This window comes from Ktedonobacter sp. SOSP1-52, assembly GCF_016587395.1.
Map to the genome: position 1 here is coordinate 776,656 of NZ_BNJH01000003.1, position 18,360 is coordinate 795,015.

Annotated in this window: 17 protein-coding genes; 11 read left to right on the top strand and 6 right to left on the bottom strand. The window is 53.5% G+C overall.

The window, feature by feature from the left end; genetic code table 11:
* Positions 1-10 precede the first annotated feature (10 nt).
* Complete coding sequence (locus JMJ16_RS28925; protein ID WP_201387256.1) at positions 11-1,315, bottom strand: DUF1015 domain-containing protein; 1,305 nt, start codon at positions 1,313-1,315, stop codon at positions 11-13.
* Positions 1,316-2,047: 732 nt separating this feature from the next.
* Here JMJ16_RS28925 and JMJ16_RS28930 point away from each other — a divergent pair.
* Both JMJ16_RS28930 and JMJ16_RS28935 read left to right on the top strand, forming a co-directional pair.
* Positions 2,048-4,054, top strand: coding sequence for a protein kinase (locus tag JMJ16_RS28930; RefSeq protein WP_201387258.1), 2,007 nt, complete (start codon positions 2,048-2,050; stop codon positions 4,052-4,054).
* A gap of 113 nt (positions 4,055-4,167) precedes the next feature.
* Complete coding sequence (locus tag JMJ16_RS28935; RefSeq protein ID WP_201387260.1) at positions 4,168-4,461, top strand: hypothetical protein; 294 nt, start codon at positions 4,168-4,170, stop codon at positions 4,459-4,461.
* A gap of 107 nt (positions 4,462-4,568) precedes the next feature.
* Here JMJ16_RS28935 and JMJ16_RS28940 read toward each other — a convergent pair whose 3' ends face one another.
* Positions 4,569-5,174, bottom strand: a complete 606-nt coding sequence (locus tag JMJ16_RS28940) for a YbjN domain-containing protein (protein ID WP_201387262.1) — start codon at positions 5,172-5,174, stop codon at positions 4,569-4,571.
* Positions 5,175-5,679: 505 nt separating this feature from the next.
* Here JMJ16_RS28940 and JMJ16_RS28945 point away from each other — a divergent pair.
* Positions 5,680-6,711, top strand: coding sequence for an aminopeptidase (locus JMJ16_RS28945; RefSeq protein WP_201387264.1), 1,032 nt, complete (start codon positions 5,680-5,682; stop codon positions 6,709-6,711).
* 166 nt (positions 6,712-6,877) lie between these two features.
* The gene (locus JMJ16_RS28950) at positions 6,878-8,632 is read left to right on the top strand and encodes a serine/threonine-protein kinase (RefSeq protein ID WP_201387266.1); all 1,755 of its coding nucleotides are present in this window, start codon (positions 6,878-6,880) and stop codon (positions 8,630-8,632) included.
* Between the two features lie 69 nt (positions 8,633-8,701).
* On the opposite strand, the gene JMJ16_RS28955 is transcribed toward JMJ16_RS28950, so the two are convergent.
* A complete protein-coding gene (locus tag JMJ16_RS28955) occupies positions 8,702-10,063 on the bottom strand; it encodes a GNAT family N-acetyltransferase (RefSeq protein ID WP_201387268.1) in 1,362 nt (453 codons plus the stop codon).
* Between the two features lie 267 nt (positions 10,064-10,330).
* Here JMJ16_RS28955 and JMJ16_RS28960 point away from each other — a divergent pair, with 267 nt between their 5' ends.
* The 7 genes from JMJ16_RS28960 (at position 10,331) to JMJ16_RS28990 (ending at position 16,422) form a co-directional block, all read left to right on the top strand.
* Positions 10,331-10,594: a ferredoxin family protein gene (locus JMJ16_RS28960; RefSeq protein WP_007906263.1), complete on the top strand. Its 264-nt coding sequence runs from the start codon at positions 10,331-10,333 to the stop codon at positions 10,592-10,594.
* Between the two features lie 197 nt (positions 10,595-10,791).
* A complete protein-coding gene (locus JMJ16_RS28965) occupies positions 10,792-11,490 on the top strand; it encodes a hypothetical protein (protein ID WP_201387270.1) in 699 nt (232 codons plus the stop codon).
* A gap of 253 nt (positions 11,491-11,743) precedes the next feature.
* The gene (locus JMJ16_RS28970; RefSeq protein WP_201379637.1) at positions 11,744-11,968 is read left to right on the top strand and encodes a hypothetical protein; all 225 of its coding nucleotides are present in this window, start codon (positions 11,744-11,746) and stop codon (positions 11,966-11,968) included.
* 246 nt (positions 11,969-12,214) lie between these two features.
* Positions 12,215-12,985 (top strand): Bax inhibitor-1/YccA family protein, encoded by a 771-nt coding sequence (locus JMJ16_RS28975; protein ID WP_201387272.1) that lies wholly within the window; start codon positions 12,215-12,217, stop codon positions 12,983-12,985.
* A gap of 453 nt (positions 12,986-13,438) precedes the next feature.
* A complete protein-coding gene (gene trxA / locus JMJ16_RS28980; protein WP_201371438.1) occupies positions 13,439-13,795 on the top strand; it encodes a thioredoxin in 357 nt (118 codons plus the stop codon).
* 155 nt (positions 13,796-13,950) lie between these two features.
* Complete coding sequence (locus JMJ16_RS28985; protein ID WP_201387274.1) at positions 13,951-14,694, top strand: GntR family transcriptional regulator; 744 nt, start codon at positions 13,951-13,953, stop codon at positions 14,692-14,694.
* Positions 14,695-14,964: 270 nt separating this feature from the next.
* Complete coding sequence (locus JMJ16_RS28990) at positions 14,965-16,422, top strand: lipopolysaccharide assembly protein LapB (RefSeq protein WP_201387277.1); 1,458 nt, start codon at positions 14,965-14,967, stop codon at positions 16,420-16,422.
* Positions 16,423-16,532: 110 nt separating this feature from the next.
* On the opposite strand, the gene JMJ16_RS28995 is transcribed toward JMJ16_RS28990, so the two are convergent.
* The 3 genes from JMJ16_RS28995 to moaD all read right to left on the bottom strand — a co-directional run bounded on the left by JMJ16_RS28995 (position 16,533) and on the right by moaD (position 18,325).
* The gene (locus tag JMJ16_RS28995; protein ID WP_201387279.1) at positions 16,533-17,369 is read right to left on the bottom strand and encodes a HepT-like ribonuclease domain-containing protein; all 837 of its coding nucleotides are present in this window, start codon (positions 17,367-17,369) and stop codon (positions 16,533-16,535) included.
* Positions 17,370-17,608: 239 nt separating this feature from the next.
* Positions 17,609-18,022: a molybdenum cofactor biosynthesis protein MoaE gene (locus JMJ16_RS29000; protein WP_201371442.1), complete on the bottom strand. Its 414-nt coding sequence runs from the start codon at positions 18,020-18,022 to the stop codon at positions 17,609-17,611.
* A 30-nt stretch (positions 18,023-18,052) separates the two neighbouring features.
* Positions 18,053-18,325, bottom strand: coding sequence for a molybdopterin converting factor subunit 1 (moaD, locus tag JMJ16_RS29005; protein ID WP_201387281.1), 273 nt, complete (start codon positions 18,323-18,325; stop codon positions 18,053-18,055).
* Positions 18,326-18,360: the final 35 nt, after the last annotated feature.

Consider the following 18,360-nt stretch of genomic DNA (forward strand, 5'->3'; position numbering starts at 1 on the left):
CTTCAGCTCCTTACCATAATGGGTTCATCACTAGTCCAGTGATGAGCTTGGGATATAGATAGGTGGATTTCTGCGGCATACGATCATCTGCCTGGGCTACTTCGCAAACCTGTCGCAGGGGTGTGCTATTGAGGAGCAGAGCGGCCTGCGCCTCTCCCTTTTCTACGGCGGTAAAGACGTAGTCCGCGTCATGTGAATAGCGCACATAGGTTCCCGCCGTCATATCTTCTGCACGTAACCCCAGCGTCTCCTCTAGCAAGAGGCGTTGGGCGATCGCGACATCCAGACGCTTCCAGGCCTCAGAATGCTCGCTCGTTTGCATATAGTGGCGGCCTTGCTCCGTCAAGCGCAACAAAAGTGCCTGCTCGTTAGTGAGGATGACAAACGCAGGTTGCTCCTGCCCGGCCTTCTCCAGGTGTGTGGTTACGTCCTTGCTGGCGCGTGTCGCGAGCGCCTCTACCGTAAAGTAGCGCTTGAGCTGCTCGCCCGTGAGTTGAGCTTGCATTGTGGGCGCCAGGTTGGTGAGCAGGCGATGAGTCGGTAGGACCAGCATGCCTGGATCGTCGACATCAATGAGCGACATCAAGGTGAAATTGGCGGCGTCGTCAGGGTGTAGTTCTTTGCGCTGCTCTTTCAGTTCGTCTCGATATGCCAGCGCTGTCTCGTAGCGATGATGTCCATCCGCTATATAGAGTTGACGCTCACTGAAGAAATCCTGGATAAGCGCAATATGCTGTTGATCTTGAATGGGATGGAGGCGATGTTCTACGCCCTCTTCATCTTGAAACTGGATCTGAGGATGTTCGGCGTAGGTCGCGAGCAGGCGGCGCATGCGACCCTGTGGATCCTCAAACAGGCTCATAATCGGACTCAGGTTCGTCGCGCATGCGCGGTAGAGATTGAGCCGATCTGCTTTGGCCTTTTTCATCGTGTGCTCATGAGGGAGGACGACGCGGGCGCTCCAGGGTTCAAGGCGCACACGAGCTAGCAGGCTGGTACGTGTATATACCTGGTCCGTGTGAGTAAATAGTTGCTGATAGAGGTAGTAGCATGGCTGCTCCTCCATATGGAGCACACCCTGGTTGCGCCATTCAGAAAGATAGGCCGCGGCACGTGTATAGACATTGTCTAGATCATTATCGTGATCGGTAGTCTTGCCTAGTTCCAGGCGAATAATATTATAAGGATCACGCTCATAATAGCGCGCTTGTGCCTCTGGAGTGATAATGTCATAAGGAGGAGTAACCACGCGAGCCAGGTTCGACACGCGGTCCTGTGCATAGCGTAGTCCACGCAGCGGTCGTACATCAGCCATAAAACGGAACTCCAATCTCTCTATTTACTTCTTCTCCGAAACCCTGAGCGCACTTGCCGTGCCACCTTTAGGTGGTCCCCGAATGGGGGAAGTGCTAGGCACGCCAGTGACGTTGGGTTTCGGAATAAGATCTTACTACCTAAAGGAAGAAGTTATGGATGTTGGTGTGTAGAAAGTGATCAATCTGCCTTGAAGATGTACCAGGAGGGTGTTCTTGACCCTGTCTGGGCTAATATATCTCTTGCTCATTGTATCACAGGGCCATCGACGGGAAGAAATGCAGCCTTTTCTGGTACAATAAGAAAAAAAGTTCAAGAAAAGGCTTGACAGAGGGATGAGGCTATGGTAGTATATCGCTTGTAGAACAAAGGTTCTAAATGCTCTCCCAATCCCCATAGACTCCTCCGTATCGTCCTCATTCAGCGGTCGGGTTCTCCTCTCTCTCCCTCCCGACCGCTGGGGGTGGTGGAACTAGAGGTCCCTGCTTTATCAAGCTCTTCATTTTATCCTTTCTCTCTTATGCACATACTGGTTATAAGCATCAAACGCTCGATATACCCACAAGTCCTACTTCGTGCGGAACGCATTGACGTGCACTGATACGGTATGTAGACTGATTGTAAGAGATTAAAGCCTGAAAAGAGCATCTTTGGATGGATACTAAAGAAAAGCGAGCTTCTATGGGTGTTCTTGCATGCATAATCGAATGGTAGACCGTATCTGGAGTTGCATATGCACACATTTGTAGTGGATCAGCTTGTAGGACAAATTGTAGGTGGGGATGACTACCTCGTCGAGCGTTTATTGGGGAAGGGGCGTTTGCAGGCTGTATACCTGGCGCGCCAGATTTCTACACAGGAGCATGTTGCGCTCACACTTTTTATCATGCCAGAGCACTTCTCGTCTGAAGCGTGTGAGCGTTTTCAACAGCGCTTTGAGCGCGAGGCAGGTAAACTTCAGGGGCTTAAGCATCTACATATTCTGCCCGTATATGCGTATGGCATATACCAGGGCTATCCATATATGTTAACGCCGTATATGATGCATGGTTCGCTGGTAGATGTCATCAAGCGGAAAGAGCGCCCGGCATATACGGACGTGGCACAGATCCTTGGGCAGGTAGTTGCGGGACTCAGCTATGCACATCGACGTAATATTGTGCATGGGGCTCTCAAGCCTGCTAATATTGTTCAGAGTGCCCAGGAAACGATGCAGGTGGCTGGTTTTGGTTTGATGCATATCCAGCAGATGTATGGTATTGAAGAGCATAAGCATCCATTCGCACATCTCCTGAGCGTGGCTGGCACGTTTATCACGCCACCGGCATACCTGGCACCAGAGGTTTTGCGCGGCGAGAAGGTTGATGTGCGTTCAGATATCTATGCATTGGGCGTGATCCTCTTTGAGCTCCTGTGTGGGTGTGTTCCATTTTCCGGAAAGAAGCCAGCAGAGGTCTTGCAGCAGATGCAGCAGGAACCTCTCTCTTCCCTCCGAGGGCTCTGTCCCGATATGCCTATCGCACTAGAACTTGTAGTGAAGCAGGCATTAGAACAAGAGCCGCAGCGTCGTTTTGCGCAAGTGGAAGAACTCGCCGAGGCCTTTTCCCAGGTCGCGCGCGGCTTGGGAAAGAGCGTCCGCCCGGCGCTGTATAAGAAGCCTCAACGCGAAGACGAGCCGCTACAGGATGAGCGAGACCCCTGGCAGCTCTTGCCTCCCATTATTACCGGTAAAAGTCCTGCATTGCATATTTTTCCTGAACCGCAGAAGTCACAGCCTCCACTGGCTGCACCTCTTGCGCATATGTTACAGGAGGAGCAGGTTGCCCGCTCTGCCTCAGTGCTACAGCACGATGCTCTGGTGCTTCCGCAGTCTCCTCGAGCACAAAAAGTCATTCTTCCGCCTCCCGACGCTGTCGCTTCCCACCAATATGTCGAGAGCGAAATTGATCTACCTCCAGACAGAGGAACGCGGTCAAGAACGCAGGGAGGACGACCCGCGCCGCGACGTGCCGCGTCCTCCTATGAGCAACGAGTCCAAAGGCCGGAGGCGCAGGAATGGGAGCAACAGCTACCAGTATTACCTCCTCTGTCCTCCGGGAAGCGTGCCGATCCCTGGCTCTCCCTGGCTGGTGGTGACGAATTTGAGTGGTCGCCTGATGTACGTGGTCCGCAGAGCGTAAAGCGTCCACTTGTTATCCCGCCTGGAGCTGGTCGGCAGCGCTCTGGCTCACGCGTTGTAAATCGGAGACGTGTGCTAGCGTCATTGGCCACGGGTGGCGTCGCGTTGGCGGGTCTGGCATTTGTGTTGCATCCAGCCTTGCCAGGAATCCAGGCACAGCCTGCTCCCAAGACTGGACAGGGACAAACGGCAGCCACGGGAACACAGCCACAACCTGGTTCTGGGGGCGCTCCGAAACCTGGAGCGGGCAATGTCGTCTCGCTGCCAGGAGTCAACCAGTTGCCAGCCAATGACGCACTTAACTTTACCAATCCTGTGGATCAGAAGGCGAGTATCCTGGTGCATATGACGGATGGGACATTTGAGGCTTTTGAGCGCGCCTGCACCCATGTGGGGGTGAGCGTCAACTATGACAAGGGGACACAGATGCTTGTGTGCCCAGCCCATGGCGCAGTTTTTGATCCTGCCAATGGCGGGGCGGTTGTCCAGGGACCTGCCACCAAACCCCTTCCTAAGCTGGGTGTAAAGGTCAATGGCGATGGCACGCTTGTGATCTCGTAGCGGCACCAGGGGCAGGGCGCGGCGATGTATGCTAGCTTGCTAACGGCTGTACAAGGCGCTACAATACAATCGTGTCTATTGTTGCTGCCTGGAGAGAAAAGGATCTGTGCTTCATGAACCCGACGCTGATTACATATCTTGGCCTCATCGTCGCACTGGCTATTTTAGGCTGGGGTGGGCTTGTGTTGTTGCGTTACTACCATAAACCGCGCGCGAGCACGCGCCAGCATGCGCGGAAACTAGATGCATGGGTCCCCTTCAATCCGATCTCTTCCAGTGAGGAGGAGTACCTGGAAGCGATTGGCGAGGATGAAGAGGACTCATCCAGTCGCTTGCATGCGCGCGCGCGCCAAAACGGTCACTCACAAAATGGTCACTATAATACAGAGCATAAGCAAACCCGCTAGCGATTAGCTTCTGCATAGAGAGGAACTAAGAGACAGAGACGGAAATAGAGATCAGAGCAGATCCTAGCCTCTCCTGGGCGAGCGGTAGCAAGTGGCCGTCTCAGTGTCTATTTACCCTGGCTCTCGAGTATGCGTGTGACCTCGGCAAGAATGTCCTCCACATTTAGGTCAGGCAGTTCTTCCGTGGTTGTCTGCTGAGAGGCATACTGCTCTGTATCGGTGCTCTCCTGACTTGACTGGAAGAATTCACGTTCACAGCCCTGGATGGCCTCCAGGATGGGTTGATTCTGTTGAATGATGCGGGGGAAGAGGCTATGATAAATACCCACTGTTTGCATGATGGCGCCAACTGCCAGCTGAAATTGCTCAAAGGAGAGATAGTGGGTGGCGAGAGGAATCGTTTCTTCCAGGCGAACCTCACCATCTTCGAGGTCCATACCAAATTTTCCAATTGCGATACGATAGTTGACGGCCATCAATGCCTCCAGGCATTCCAGGCGCTTGCGCTGGGAGACGCGCATGAAGTGAGGCACGACCAGCATCAACTTGCGTAAATCATCGCGACGCTGTAGCCCGACGATTAAACGCCACTGGCCATGCTCACCGTGAAAGACCATCTCTAATAATTCCTGCTGCTCATCGATGCGAGTGATCTTCAGGCCCATGCGATTGAGATAGTCTATAAGTTGTGGAATGCCAAAGCTGTGTGACATGAGGTCTCTGCTCCTTCGTATTTCCATGTCCAAAATATTGGAGAAATGCTGCTAGTTTGCGTTCTACTGAAGAAGGAGGAGGTATAAGGATCGTCTCGTGACCGCCTCTCTTCTGCTGTGTTGCTGAGCAGCACCATGTGGTCGGGTTCTCACTGTCTATAGATGTAGATTCAGCTATTTGTCCAAGTATAACATATTGCTGTGCTCGTTTCAGGCAAAAAAACAGCCTGGTGGAGCCGCTGAAAACTGGGAAATGAAGACTTGCATACGCTTTTGATGGAATATATACAGGCCAGATAGAAGTAATGTATGCTTATAGTACTGTTAGGTGCCCAGGGGGAAGGCTGATATCATTGCCCGATTATAACCCTCTATAGAGGACGTACCTATGGCTTTTCTTGCTCTAGAAAATGGAGAGGTAGAGCTTGAGAGCGACCCTGGTCATGTCCTACTTTGATGACGACGAGAAGAACAGTAATGTATAGTGCTGAGTGGAGAAACTAAAATGAGTATTGAACAGCAACAGACGAATACGCAAGCCCCCCTTGATGCTCGCTTGCAGCGTGGAGCGGAGAACGCGGTCAAGTGTATGGGGATCGGCGAGACAGATCGCGTCTTTATTATTACCGACGAGGCACGCCAGGGAATTGCGGACCGAATTGCCCAGGCGGCCCGCGCACGCCACGCCCAGGTCGAGACTGTGCTCCTGGAGCAGTTTGGTTCGCGTCCACTTACCGTATTTACCGACGAGTTTCGTCAGACAATCCAACAGGCACAGCCGACAGTGACCTTCTATATCGCGACCGCTCAGCCGGGCGAGATTAGCTTCCGTATCCCTTTGCTACCATTCTTGCAGCAACTGGGGGTGCGTCATGGCCATATGATCGGCATCGACGAGCAGTTGATGATGGATGGCATGTGTGCTGATTACGACGAAGTCTTCGCCATGACAAATAAGGTCTACGCGATTGTCCGCGAAGCGAAACATATTCGCGTGACCTCGCCCAAGGGAACCGATGTCAGCGCAACCTTCCACCCAGAGTGGAAGTGGATACCCTGCCATGGACGCTATACAACTTCTGGGGCCTGGGGCAACCTGCCCGAGGGCGAGGTCTTTACCGCACCTGCCAGCGTGGATGGCGTGCTGGTCTGCGAAGTGCTGGGAGATTTCTTCTCGGAGAAATACGGGGTACTTGAGCAGCCATTGACCATTAAAGTGGAAAATGGGTATATTACAGAGATCAGCAGTGTGAATAATGCCCTGGCGCAGGAAGTGCACGATTATCTCTTCTCGACGCCTAATGGCAATCGCGCGGGCGAGTTCGCCATTGGTACCCTGACCAGCTTAAAGCGGTTGGTTGGTAACCTGTTGCAGGACGAGAAGATGCCAGGACTGCATGTGGCCTTCGGCAATCCGTATCCCGAGTTTACTGGCGCAGATTGGGATGCCAAGGTGCATGTCGATGTCATTCCTACCCAATGTACAATTGAGATCGATGGGCGTATCATCATGCGCGATGGAGTATTCACACTCTAGGTTGGTTTTCTGGTTCCTGGTAGGGGTGTAGTGGACCCTGGTAGTTTCAGACTAGCCAGGACAAACCACATCCCCTACCAGCTCACCTCTCGATGAGTAACTGAGCACTTCGACGGACTTCCCAGACCTGAGCCGCAGCTGGGAAGAATGAAAGAGGAGATGCCATATGGCCGTGGCAAGAGGGCAGCACCTCATTGGCAAAAAGCTTGGTTCATACAGGCTGGAGCAGGTACTGGGCTATGGGGGATCGAGCGCGGTATTTCTCGCGCAACAGCTTGAGCCAGAGCGCAAGGTAGCAGTGAAAGTTTTCCTGCCGCGTCAGACGATGGATCGGCAGATGTTGCGCGAATATTACGATCGTTTTCTCCACGAAGCTGAGGCCGCCAGCGCACTCGATCACCCGCATATTTTACCCATTTATGCCTATGGCGAGCAGGATGGGTTGCCTTATATCGTGATGCCGTATATTTCAGGAGGCACGCTTGCTCAGCATGTGCAGAAGCGAGGTGCACTTACATTACGCGAGGTGCGGAAGTATCTCTCTCAGATCGCCATGGCTCTGGATTACGCGCACGCGCAGGGGCTTGTACATTGTGATGTCAAACCCGCGAACATTCTTTTGACAGATGATGGGCAGGTGATGCTCTCTGACTTTGGCATTGCGCGCATTCAGGCTACGCAAGCCCAGAGAGAGGGGCACAGTGGGGAGGGGCGTAGCGAGATGTTGATGGGAACACCAGATTATATCTCGCCTGAGCAGGCAATGGGCCTGCCTGTGGATGGACGTTCAGACTTGTACTCTCTCGGCATCACCCTTTTTTATTTGCTCACGGCCCGGTTGCCCTTCAACGCTGACTCAACAATTGCCCTGGCGTTGCTACATGTGCATGAAAAGCCTCTGCTGCCTGGAGCGGTGCGCAAGGATATTCCACCCTCGGTTGATCGTGTGCTGGCCAGGGCGTTGGCTAAGGCGCCGGAGGATCGCTATCAGAGTGCTACGGCGTTCAGCGAGGCGTTTGCAGACGCCCTGTCCCGGCAAGCGCAGCCCAGGCGTCTACCTTTCTCCAGCTCTCCATCGGCGCTTGGGATCGAAGGAAGCCCCCACAGGATAAAAGTCGCGAACCATAGCGGCTTGATGCCCTCACTTCCTGGTCGTAGGCGTAGTCGTGCCTCCCGGCGCAAACTCTGGTTGGGAGGAGTCGCGCTCCTGCTCTTCTTGATGAGCGCCATGGTGGCCTTAACAGGGGTACTCTCCGTACGCTGGACGGGTGGATATCTCGTGGCTCCGCCTATTGCCGCCAAAGGGGAGGTCCGAACGCCAGTGGTCTCCAGCCCAGACCTCTTTTCTGAGCACTCGGCATGGCCTTTGAGCCAATCGTTTTTCTTTGACAAGACGAGTGCGCGCTATCATGTAGTGAATACGTTACCGCAACAGATTCCCTTGATCTCACTGTATCAGCAGCAAGAGTTTAGCGATTTTCGCCTGGACATCGTGACTCAGGAGGTACGTACCCCTTCGCCTGCTGATGGCGGCGACTTTTATGGTCTTGTCCTGCGTGCCGACCCGGACCAGGCGCGTTATTATCTCTTTGAGGTTCTTACCTCAGATAATGGACAGTACATCTTCTTGCGTTACGATAGCACCGCCAGTCATCATTGGACGACGCTGGATTCAGGTCCGGCCCCCATGCTCAACATTGGAGTGGGGAAGCAGAACAAGCTCCATGTTGAGACCTCTGGTTCGACCTTTCGTTTTATGATTAATGACCAGAATGTAGGATCGGCGGTAACCGATAGCTTGCCAGGGGCTGCCCTGCTGACCAATGGTCAGATTGGCTTGTATGTGGAGGAGAAGGATACCGAGGTTGCTTTCTCGCAGTTACATGTCCTTTCACTGAAGAAGCAAAAGCCGCTGAACTAAGAATAATGGGGAATGTGATACGCCCTGGCAGCCGCAGGCTGCCAGGGCGTATCACATTCCCCATTATTCTTAGCCAAATACGAACGAGGGGCGTGTGGGGAAGAGTGCGCCAAGCAGCGCCTCGGCTTCATCGGCAACATTGGTATCGGGAAAGGCATACCGCAGATCCTCTAAACTGCGATACCCAAAGAGTAGTTGCAGGAAGACCAGGGGGGCAAAGCTAGCGCTTGCGTCCGCTTCATAGATGGGGACACGCCAGGGCGTGACCTGCTCAAGCTTCCCCGTCTTGAAGGTGAGCTGTACGCCATCGCGGTAGAAATTCAGTTTGAGGCCACCGCTGTATCCTGCGAGGGCCGAGGTGGCTAGACGGCGCTCTAGAACTGGAGCTAGGCGGTAGAGAAAGGCTGGAAGATCATGTACCCGTACATACCAGGCGTATGGTTTGTTTATAATGGGTACCAGTTGTTTGCTGATTACGGTATAAAGTGGATGCGAGCCTCCCAGGCTGAGCGAGAGCTTTTGTAGTGGTCCAACGTTTGTCTGCGTCACAATGGCCTGTTCGCCCAGAGCTTTGAGTGCGCGCAAGAGCGAGGGCATGATTTGCTGTGCGTTAACACCTGGCGCGATATCCATGGCCCACACGGTGAACCTAGGTCCCCCACGACGTGCCATGGCGAAGATGTAGCCGAGGCGTTCTCCGGCTGGATCAAGAATAATCTGCAAATCATTATGCACATTGAGTGGAACCTGATGCCAGGCGTCAATGTGGTATTGCCAGAAGGCATCGGGAAGGCTGTTCCAGACGATGCTATCGGCCTGGCGGCGAGTATAGCAGTGCTGAATGAAGTCGATGTCTGCACGTGTGGCGCGCCGAAACTGGCAAGTCTCTTGCTCACCTGCTTTGAGTTGTGGCAGGAGCGCCAGGTTGATAGTACAACTTCCACCCAGGTCAAGCGCATACTCATAGCCGAATTGGCGGTAGAAATAAGGGATACCGGTAATGGCCTGTACGGGATGCCCCTCAGCCTCGCTGCGCGCGTGCAGGAGCGCGAAGAGTTCGCGAATCAAGCCACGATTACGATACTGGGGGTCGGACGCCACAATCTCAGGACGCCCCACCGGGAAGCGCAGGCCTTCGTATTCCCACTCATGCCGCCAGAGACAGGCGCAGGCGACGACAGGATTCCCCTCTTTGTGGGTATCTTCAACGAGCCCATAGTCGTAGGGACTCATAAGAGGGTGATCGCCCTGCATAAGAGCGCGTGCGTACGCGCCCATATCTTCGTTTGGAGGCTCCTCGGCTTTGTCGCGGAAGACATGCGCTGCCAGTTGCGTGAGGCGTTCTGTATCGGCTGGCGTTGACCAGCGTAGCACCAGCCCATCTCCGAGCTCCTTGCGGTACGAGCTAGACGCGGCCGTTTGCGAATGCATGGTAAAATATCCCTTTTTAAAGTAACTATAAGCATGGAGGAGAGCCTCTGTCAAGGAGGATAGTGTGTAGTGTGAGGTGCGACCACAGCCGCACCTCACACTACACACTATTCGCCTTGAGCGTCGCAGGCGTGAAGGCGCTCCAGAGAAAGGGATTGCATTTGACATCGCTTGCACAACCCTCTATACTGAAACAGACTAAAAATAGAACTTAGCCGCTATGTTGGCTTTGGCTTGCATAGTAGGCCAAGAGGAGGATAGCTGGACATGGCTTATGTGATTACTCAGCCCTGCATTGGTGTCAGGGATGCATCCTGTGTCGATGTTTGTCCCGTTGACTGCATTCATCCCTCTTCTAACGAGCCTGGATATGAAGAAGCGGAGCAGCTCTTCATCAATCCTGATGAGTGCATCGATTGCGGCGCGTGTGAACCCGCTTGCCCGGTGACAGCCATCTTTGAAGAGTCGGCTGTTCCTGACGAGTGGAAGAGCTACATTAAGATCAACGCTGAGTTCTTCAATCGAGGTTAGTACCCGCGCTGAAGCGGGATGGCACCACCATATCTTCGATTTGCGTATCTATGGGGCAAGCAACGTTTCGATAGACAGAGGAGCGAGCTTGCTCCCATTGTTGTCCGGTATCTTTTTCATCTCTACGTGCTGTGATATAATACAGGTGCTACATTCTTTCAGTGTACACACTTATCTTCTGTATGGAGCGTACCCCAATGCCAATAACTCGACGTAGACGTGCTAATCCACCTGAACAGCCCGAGAATACTAACCAGAATCCCGCTGAGCAAGCAGAGAACGCTGCTGAGGTTGTGGAGACGCCCGCCACCGAGCAAACAAGTGAGAAGAAGTCAGCTCCCGCCGAGAATGGAACGGGTGGGGCAAGTGGTGAGGTCAATTACTCTCCTTATCAGCAGGCAGCGCCCAACCAGTCTACGGGCGTTGTGCCGCCTTTCAACGGTGAGCATCGCTCCGAGTTTAGAGGGGATCGGCCCGAGTATCCGCCTGCAATGGAGTCTACGCCTCCTCCGGTTACGCGCCGCCCTACTTTCCGTCGCCCTCCTTTGTCGTCCGCCAATGCGCTCAATGGCCCGACCCAGCCGGTGATTCCTCAGACTCCGCCGCCTGCACCAGTGGTGACCCCACCCGCATTGCCGACGCCAACTCACGAGATCAATTTGCCGCTGGGGAACCTGTTACACCTGGCATATAACCCTAGCTATACCGGCTCAGACGAGGCCCGTAAGACGCTATTACAGAAACTGGCGCAAGAGAGTAAAGCTGGTGGGCGCGCGCGCTGCTGGAGCTGTGGCTCTCTGGCGATTGTCTATGATAACTGGAATACGCGCAGCAAGAACTTTGGCGAGGTCGGTGTCGCGTTCTGTGAAATATGTGGTGTGTGGAGTGTAATGTAGCGGCTCGTTTTCTAGTGGTTGAAGTGAATGGTGGCAAGGGTATGGGTGCCTCTCTACGTCTTCCTGGGCATGTTCCCCGACAAGATCGAGTATCCAGTTGAGGGATAGGGGCGCAAAATGTGCCCCTATAGCATTCTTATGCATCGTGGATAACTGTCATATGTATTGTTGTCTGCCGTAGTCGTGTCGCGCATATTGTACTGATATCGTACTGCTCTTTTAGCTTGCTTAGGACGATATGAGGGAGTGCCATATGACCATGGACCAGGATGTCCCGGTAACATTTCTCTGTCCCCGTTGTAAAAGCCCGATGTATAAGCCAAATGGGAGCGTTTTATATTGGCATGCCGATACCAAGCATCCAGCTTGTAGTATCACAAATATACCCGACGCTGCTCCAGGCATACAGCCCGTACGTGAGCTAGAGGCACAGGGCGCGAGCGGCAACGCCTTCCTGCCTCCGCAGACCTTGCGCTAGTTTTCTGGATGCCTATGTGGGGTTCTCTTTGCTGTACGCGCTCTGTTAGCCTGGTCTGTGGGCCGGTTTGGAGGGAAAGAGAAGCAACTTCAAGCCGCCTATGTACGTATATGCTAGTGAGTGGACGTGTAAAGGCGCGCAATAGAGATGTGTGGCCTGCCCCTGTATGCTGGCAAAGAGTACGTGCCGTATGCTCTAATAGAAGAGAGCGCGTGCTTTTGCTAGATTTGTCTGCGAGGTAGACTTATGTACAATCCAAGAAACAATAATCCGTACGGCGGAGATCCCTATGGCAATCCCTACGGTGGTGGCAATCGCCGCAGGAGCCGCTTTGATTCGCCTTATCGGTATCAAACGTTGCCCTATGGGTATAGCAATACAGCGGCCCAGTCCAGCAGCTTGATGGCCAAAGTGCTCAATATGCTGGGTCTCTCGTTCCTGGTGGCCTCGATTGGCGCCTTTTTCGGCATTTCCATTGGTCTGTCAAGTGGAGCGTCAATTCTGTTTGCCCTGCTGGGCCTGGTGGTGCTGATCGCGCTCCAGTTTCTTATTCAGCGGCCTGGTATCAACCTCTTCTTGCTCTATAGCTTTACCTTCCTGGAGGGCCTGTCGCTGGCGCCCTTGCTGGGCTATTACCTGTATCACGCATCGGGTATTCTCTTTGAGGCTTTTGCCATCACAGCAGTAGCCTCACTTGGACTGGGCATCTATGCCTGGACGACGAAGCGCGATTTCTCGCGGCTGGGAGACTATCTCTTCTGGGGCCTAATCCTGCTGATTGTCGCCAGCCTGATCGGCTTCTTCTTCCATTCGCCACTTTTCTATACTGTGATCGCCTTTGTGGGCGTGGCCATCTTCTCGGGTTTTGTGCTGTTCTATATTCAGCGCGCCAAGTATATGGCCGATACCACACCAAACGCGATTGGCTTGACAATCTCCATCTTCTTGACGGTTCTAAACCTCTTCCTGTACATCCTGGAGATCCTCTCGATCTTCCAGCGTGGAAATAACCGGTAAGAGGCAGAAAAAAAGAGGGGCTACGCATGTTGCGTCGCTCCTCTTTTTTTCGTGCTCATTCAGTGTAAGGAGAAGCATTTCACTTTTCCCTGCTGAGCGCGTATACTGGTGGTAGGTTGTCGCGAGACGCGCAAGCTCATGGGAAAAACCTGGAATAGAATGAGGAAAGGTTTTGTTTTCCTGAGTAGCAGTCAAGAGTTACTGGTAGAAACGCCGTTTCGAGCATAAAAAACTGAGACAAGGCGGGGAAGCCAGGGGTAGCCTTACAACATCACAATTTTGTGATATTGCCGCAGTAGGTGCGCGATTGTAACCGTTAAAAACTGATGTAGCCAGCGTTTTTCTTGCGCCTGGCCCGCAAAAAATAAAGTGAAGAGAGAAAGGAGCGTGGCGTTTTCCCCTTCTAATTGGAAAGAGCGTTGGAAATGAGGGTTGACGTCGCAAAAAGAGAGTATGAGCACACATAGCAATCTCATTTATGTTGGCGACCAGGATTTTGAGGAGAAGGTGTTGAAGTCTTCAACGCCTGTTATCGTGGACTTCTGGGCAGCCTGGTGTGGCCCCTGTCGCATGATCGCACCCCACTACGAGCGCCTGAGCGATGAGTACCAGGGGAAACTGGTATTCGCGAAGATGGATGTGGATGAGAACGGCAACGTGCCGCGCCAGTTTGGTGTGCAGGCGATCCCCACCCTGCTGGTCTTCAAAGGTGGTGAGCTCATTGGCCGCATGGTCGGTGCTGCGCAGCCCGCGAAATTGAAGGCCGACATCGACCGCATTCTGGCGGAAAATGGTGCTGCTACCGCATAAACCTATACCATAAATCTGGCCCCCGAAGGGGCCAGATTGCATTTTTGCCCGTATTACCACTCGACGCTTTCCTTTTTTTGTGATATTATTCTTCCCATACACATACAATACATATCTCATTTTTAACTGTTGTATGGACATAAGGGGAACCGTATATGCCAATTTTGGAACGATCAAATCCACTGCCACTGTATTATCAGCTAAAGGAAGTGCTTAAGCAGCAGATTCAGGCAGGCCATCTCGCGCCGCATACGGCGATACCATCGGAGCCGGAGCTGGTGGCGCAATATCATGTAAGCCGTGCGACCGTACGCCAGGCATTGACCGAACTGGTACATGAAGGGTTGTTGTATCGACAGCATGGGCGGGGCACATTTGTCTGTGAGCCACGTGTGCAGCAGCGCGTCGCCAGTGAGTTGACCAGCTTCTCTGAGGAACTGCGCCGCCGTGGTCTGAAGCCTGGAGGCATGCTTTTCGTCAGCGAACTGGTACGTGGCTCACAACAGGTGCGCGAGCAACTGCGCCTGAGCGATGAGGAGCAGGTGGTGCGCCTGGAGCGTCTGCGCACGGCCAATGATGAGCCAGTAGCGTATGAAGTGAACTATCTGCCTTATCCTCGTTCAGCCAACCTCTACCAGCGTGCGAAAGAGGCGGGAGATGGTTCTCTCTATCACTTGATGTCAACCGAAGGACTTGTCCCCTACATGGTTGAACACGCCTTTAAAGGCGATCTGCCTTCGAAGCGCGAGGCTGAATTGCTGCGTATTAAAGAGAGCGAGTGTGGTATGCGCTCAGCCTGCACGACCTTTGATGAGACGGGAGCGCCCATTGCTTTTACCGAGGCATTTTATCCCAGCGACCGTTTCGAATATCGTTTGACTTTGCGCGTTACCAAGTAAGATCTTATTCCGAAATCCAATGTCACTCACATGACTAGCGCTTCCCCCATTCGGGGACAAGCGCGCTCAGGTTTTCGGAGAAGAAGTAAACCCATTATTGCTGGGCATGGACCATACCTTGTATCCCGATCAGCACGGCTGTTACAGTATGTTGAGGTGGGTGCGCCTACTTATAACAGAAGTAGAGCATGTGTGATCTGGTAGCGTTGTTGTGGCATGATGTATGTGGACTTTTTGTCTGCAGTGCAATAATGAGAAGTAAAAGAGAGAATGATGGATAACGAGCAAGATACACAAAACTCCGGGTCGAGCAATAATACCTTTCCGCTGCACTTTGTCAGCCGGGAGGAGATGCGTGAGCCTGATCCGGCGGATGGGCAGGCCTGGACTGACCGCGGCAATAACGCCGCGGCCAACGAAGACTATGAGACCGCCGCGGAATGCTTTGAGCGTGCCGTGGCGGCTGATCCTGAGGATGCGCGTGCGCGTTACAATCTCGCCCTGGCGCAGCAGTATCTCGGCGATACAGAGCTGGCCATTGCCGGGTATCGTCGGGCGATTGATCTTGATCCAAACCTGATCGATTCCTACATCAATCTGGGCAATCTTTATGGCGAGATTGGCATGTATGAGGAGTCGCTGGAGACGTTCCAGCAGGGCCTGGAGCTGGACCCCCAGAGCGACGAACTCTATTTGAGCGTAGGTGATACCTACAGGTTGCAAAACCTCTATCGTGATGCTATTCAGGCCTATCGGCAGGCCCTGATGCTCAATCCAGATAATGCGCTGGCGGCTGACAATCTGCGTGACGTGCGCGAGCGCGTGAATGACCAGTACCGGCGTATGATGGAGCAGGAGCACCGCATCGATGAGGATCCCGCCGATCCCACGCGCTATGCGGAACTGGCAAGCATTCAGCTTGATATGCATCGCTATGACGAGGCGCTTTCGCTGGCCAATCAGATGATCGCGCTTGATCCCCAGGGGCGTGCTGGCTACGATATGCTCGCGGCAGTGTACGAGCAGATGGGTGATGCCGAGCAGGCGGCAGAGATCTATCAGCGTATCGCGAACCAGTACCCAGAGGATCCCGACGTATGGGAGAAACTGGGTTTCTGGCGTTCCTTACAAGACCGCACAAATGAGGCCATCGTCGCGTATGAGCGTGCAGTTGAACTGGATGCGCAGCGCACAACGGCACGCTTCAGCCTGGCGGAGGCCTACCTGGAGGCGGATCGCTATGCCGATGCGCTCCCCATCTACCAGAACATGGTGGATACAGGCGAGGGGCTGTTGCAGGATGACGATCTTGCAGCCGCCTTCGCGGGTCTGGCAGAGGCCTACAACTCGCTGGGGCGCCATGATGAGGCGATGCGTGTGTCTCATCAGTTGCTGGAGCGCTTTGAGGACGACCCTGAAGGGTACTATCAGCTCGCTGTGGCCTATGATGGTTTGAATCGCCCCAATGATGCGATTGAAAACTATCTCAACGCCATTGATGCCGATCCGTTGAATGCCGATTACTATAACGACTTGGCAGACACCCTGCTGACGGAGAAGCGCTACGACGAGGCCCTGGAGTATGCGCAGCAAGCCATCGCCATGGACCCCTCGCTCACAGTAGCCTATGAGACGCTGGCCCAGGTCTATGACGCACTTGGACGCGGTGACGAGGCTGAGGAGGCCCGCATCCAGGCCCGGGAACTACGTTCCGCGACCGGGGCCTAGCGGTTCCAAACAATAAAAGCAATGAAGCGTCCTGAAAGCCTACGGCTTTCAGGACGCTTCATTGCTTTTAGCCAGGCGAGCGCCGCAGGCGCGAGGTTATAGATTAGAGATTATAAGCTAGCCTCGATTGCGGTGCTGAACTCTTCCAGAGTCTCCAGGCGATACTGGAGATGCTCGTAGACCAGCTCTCGTGTTTGAGGCGAGGTCGTGCGAAGCAGCTCTTCGCGCAGATTCGTAAGCAACTCCAGACGGAAGGCTAGCGTGCGTGGGATAAGCTGCTGCGCCGCGAGGCTGCTGAGTAGATTATGGAAATCATCAGGTTTGGGCAGTCCCATTGCGGTCACGAAGATGCTACAGATGTAGAGGTAGTTCTCGATTGCCTGCTGGAGATAGCGCTCGGCCAGTCCATAGAGGCGATGATCGTTTAAGAATGTCTCGCGTGGTTCGGCCTGCAAGTTACGTAGAATGCGGATAGCCTCCCTAAGTTTTGCGAGTGGTGGACGGATAAGTTCAGGATCGACAGGCTGGCGTGCGGGGCCACGTAAGCGACGACTAAGTGCTTGATTCTGTATCTCATCAAATTTCTTAAAGTCGAGGTAGGCCATGACGGCGCGCGACTCGAAGAGGATTCGCTGGCGCTCATCGCGGCTGAAGAGGATCTGACCATATTTGATGATCTGAGACTTTAAGAGGAGAGAAGCCTTGTTGAGAATGACGACATCTATACTCTCGGACTCCAGGCGTTTGGCCAACTCGCTGAAGAAGTAGAGCTGGTAGTCGAGAAACTGATCGGCTTTGACCTGGTCCATGAGCAGAATGGCGATATCAACATCACTAAGCTGACCAAAGGAGGCGCGATTGGAGAGCGAACCCGTCAGGTAGGCGGCATTAACGGGATTCTTCGCAAAGAGCTGAGTCAATTGAGTCTGTTTTTCGAATAAGTTCATCAACGATCTCCAAGTTTCATCCGGGGACCTGTCTCAGGTCGTTGGCGAACACAGCAGGGCGGCTTTTTTAATGAAATCCTTGAACTCTCTGAACTCTTCATTGTTAATTGTAAGGGAGTTTTCTTTACTTAAAATATACCATAAAAAAGGCGCTTTGGGGGATATATGCCAGGAAGAAATACTCTGGATGAAGGAAGATCGATGGGGCGATGTGGAGAGGAATGGGTAGAAGGTTGGGGCTAACCTTCTACCCATTCCTCTCCAGTGGTGGCGACCTCTTTTTTCCAGATAGGGACGCTGGCTTTGAGCGTATCGATGATATAGCGGCAGGCATCGAAGGCTTCGGCGCGGTGAGGGCTGGCGACGACGATAATCACGCTGGCCTCTCCGATTTCCAGGCGTCCAAAGCGATGTGCGACGGCGACACGCTCGACTCCCCAGCGCTGTTCTGCCTCCGCAATAATCTCCTGTATGCGTTGGCGTGCCATCTCTTCATAGGCTTCATATTCCAGGTGGCGTACCTGTTTTCCGCGCGCATGGTCGCGTACAACCCCTTCGAAGACGACGATGCCGCCTACGCTGGGATGGCTGACCGCGGCAACAAGCGCGTCACGCTCAAGGGGCGCATGGGTTAGTTGGATAATAGGCTCCATATCTCTCTCCTGACGTCTCTGATGGATTGCTTACGACGTGCCATTGTCTTGTGGCTCGCTCCCGCCACCCATAGGCGGAATAAAGACCAGCTCGTCGTTCTCATGCAATGCTGTCTCCGGCGGGACATAGGCGCGATTGAGCGCGCAGAGGCAGCGCTCCAGGATGTCCTGTAAACGCGGATAGCGCGTCACCAGGTTTTTTTTGATCTCAGCGATGCTCGTTCCATCGGCCATATCTAGTAGCTCGTCGCTCTGGCCTGTAACCTCGCGTAAGGAGGCAAAATAGCGAATGCGAATTTTCATGGCTCATAGTATAGCACAAAATAAGGTAAAGTATG

Excerpts from the sequence above, each read along its gene's own strand:
- JMJ16_RS28925 (WP_201387256.1), bottom strand. The coding sequence starts at position 1,315 with ATGGCTGATGTACGACCGCTGCGTGGACTACGCTATGCACAGGACCGC.
- JMJ16_RS28930 (WP_201387258.1), top strand. The coding sequence starts at position 2,048 with ATGCACACATTTGTAGTGGATCAGCTTGTAGGACAAATTGTAGGTGGG.
- JMJ16_RS28935 (WP_201387260.1), top strand. The coding sequence starts at position 4,168 with ATGAACCCGACGCTGATTACATATCTTGGCCTCATCGTCGCACTGGCT.
- JMJ16_RS28940 (WP_201387262.1), bottom strand. The coding sequence starts at position 5,174 with ATGTCACACAGCTTTGGCATTCCACAACTTATAGACTATCTCAATCGC.
- JMJ16_RS28945 (WP_201387264.1), top strand. The coding sequence starts at position 5,680 with ATGAGTATTGAACAGCAACAGACGAATACGCAAGCCCCCCTTGATGCT.
- JMJ16_RS28950 (WP_201387266.1), top strand. The coding sequence starts at position 6,878 with ATGGCCGTGGCAAGAGGGCAGCACCTCATTGGCAAAAAGCTTGGTTCA.
- JMJ16_RS28955 (WP_201387268.1), bottom strand. The coding sequence starts at position 10,063 with ATGCATTCGCAAACGGCCGCGTCTAGCTCGTACCGCAAGGAGCTCGGA.
- JMJ16_RS28960 (WP_007906263.1), top strand. The coding sequence starts at position 10,331 with ATGGCTTATGTGATTACTCAGCCCTGCATTGGTGTCAGGGATGCATCC.
- JMJ16_RS28965 (WP_201387270.1), top strand. The coding sequence starts at position 10,792 with ATGCCAATAACTCGACGTAGACGTGCTAATCCACCTGAACAGCCCGAG.
- JMJ16_RS28970 (WP_201379637.1), top strand. The coding sequence starts at position 11,744 with ATGACCATGGACCAGGATGTCCCGGTAACATTTCTCTGTCCCCGTTGT.
- JMJ16_RS28975 (WP_201387272.1), top strand. The coding sequence starts at position 12,215 with ATGTACAATCCAAGAAACAATAATCCGTACGGCGGAGATCCCTATGGC.
- trxA (WP_201371438.1), top strand. The coding sequence starts at position 13,439 with ATGAGCACACATAGCAATCTCATTTATGTTGGCGACCAGGATTTTGAG.
- JMJ16_RS28985 (WP_201387274.1), top strand. The coding sequence starts at position 13,951 with ATGCCAATTTTGGAACGATCAAATCCACTGCCACTGTATTATCAGCTA.
- JMJ16_RS28990 (WP_201387277.1), top strand. The coding sequence starts at position 14,965 with ATGATGGATAACGAGCAAGATACACAAAACTCCGGGTCGAGCAATAAT.
- JMJ16_RS28995 (WP_201387279.1), bottom strand. The coding sequence starts at position 17,369 with ATGAACTTATTCGAAAAACAGACTCAATTGACTCAGCTCTTTGCGAAG.
- JMJ16_RS29000 (WP_201371442.1), bottom strand. The coding sequence starts at position 18,022 with ATGGAGCCTATTATCCAACTAACCCATGCGCCCCTTGAGCGTGACGCG.
- moaD (WP_201387281.1), bottom strand. The coding sequence starts at position 18,325 with ATGAAAATTCGCATTCGCTATTTTGCCTCCTTACGCGAGGTTACAGGC.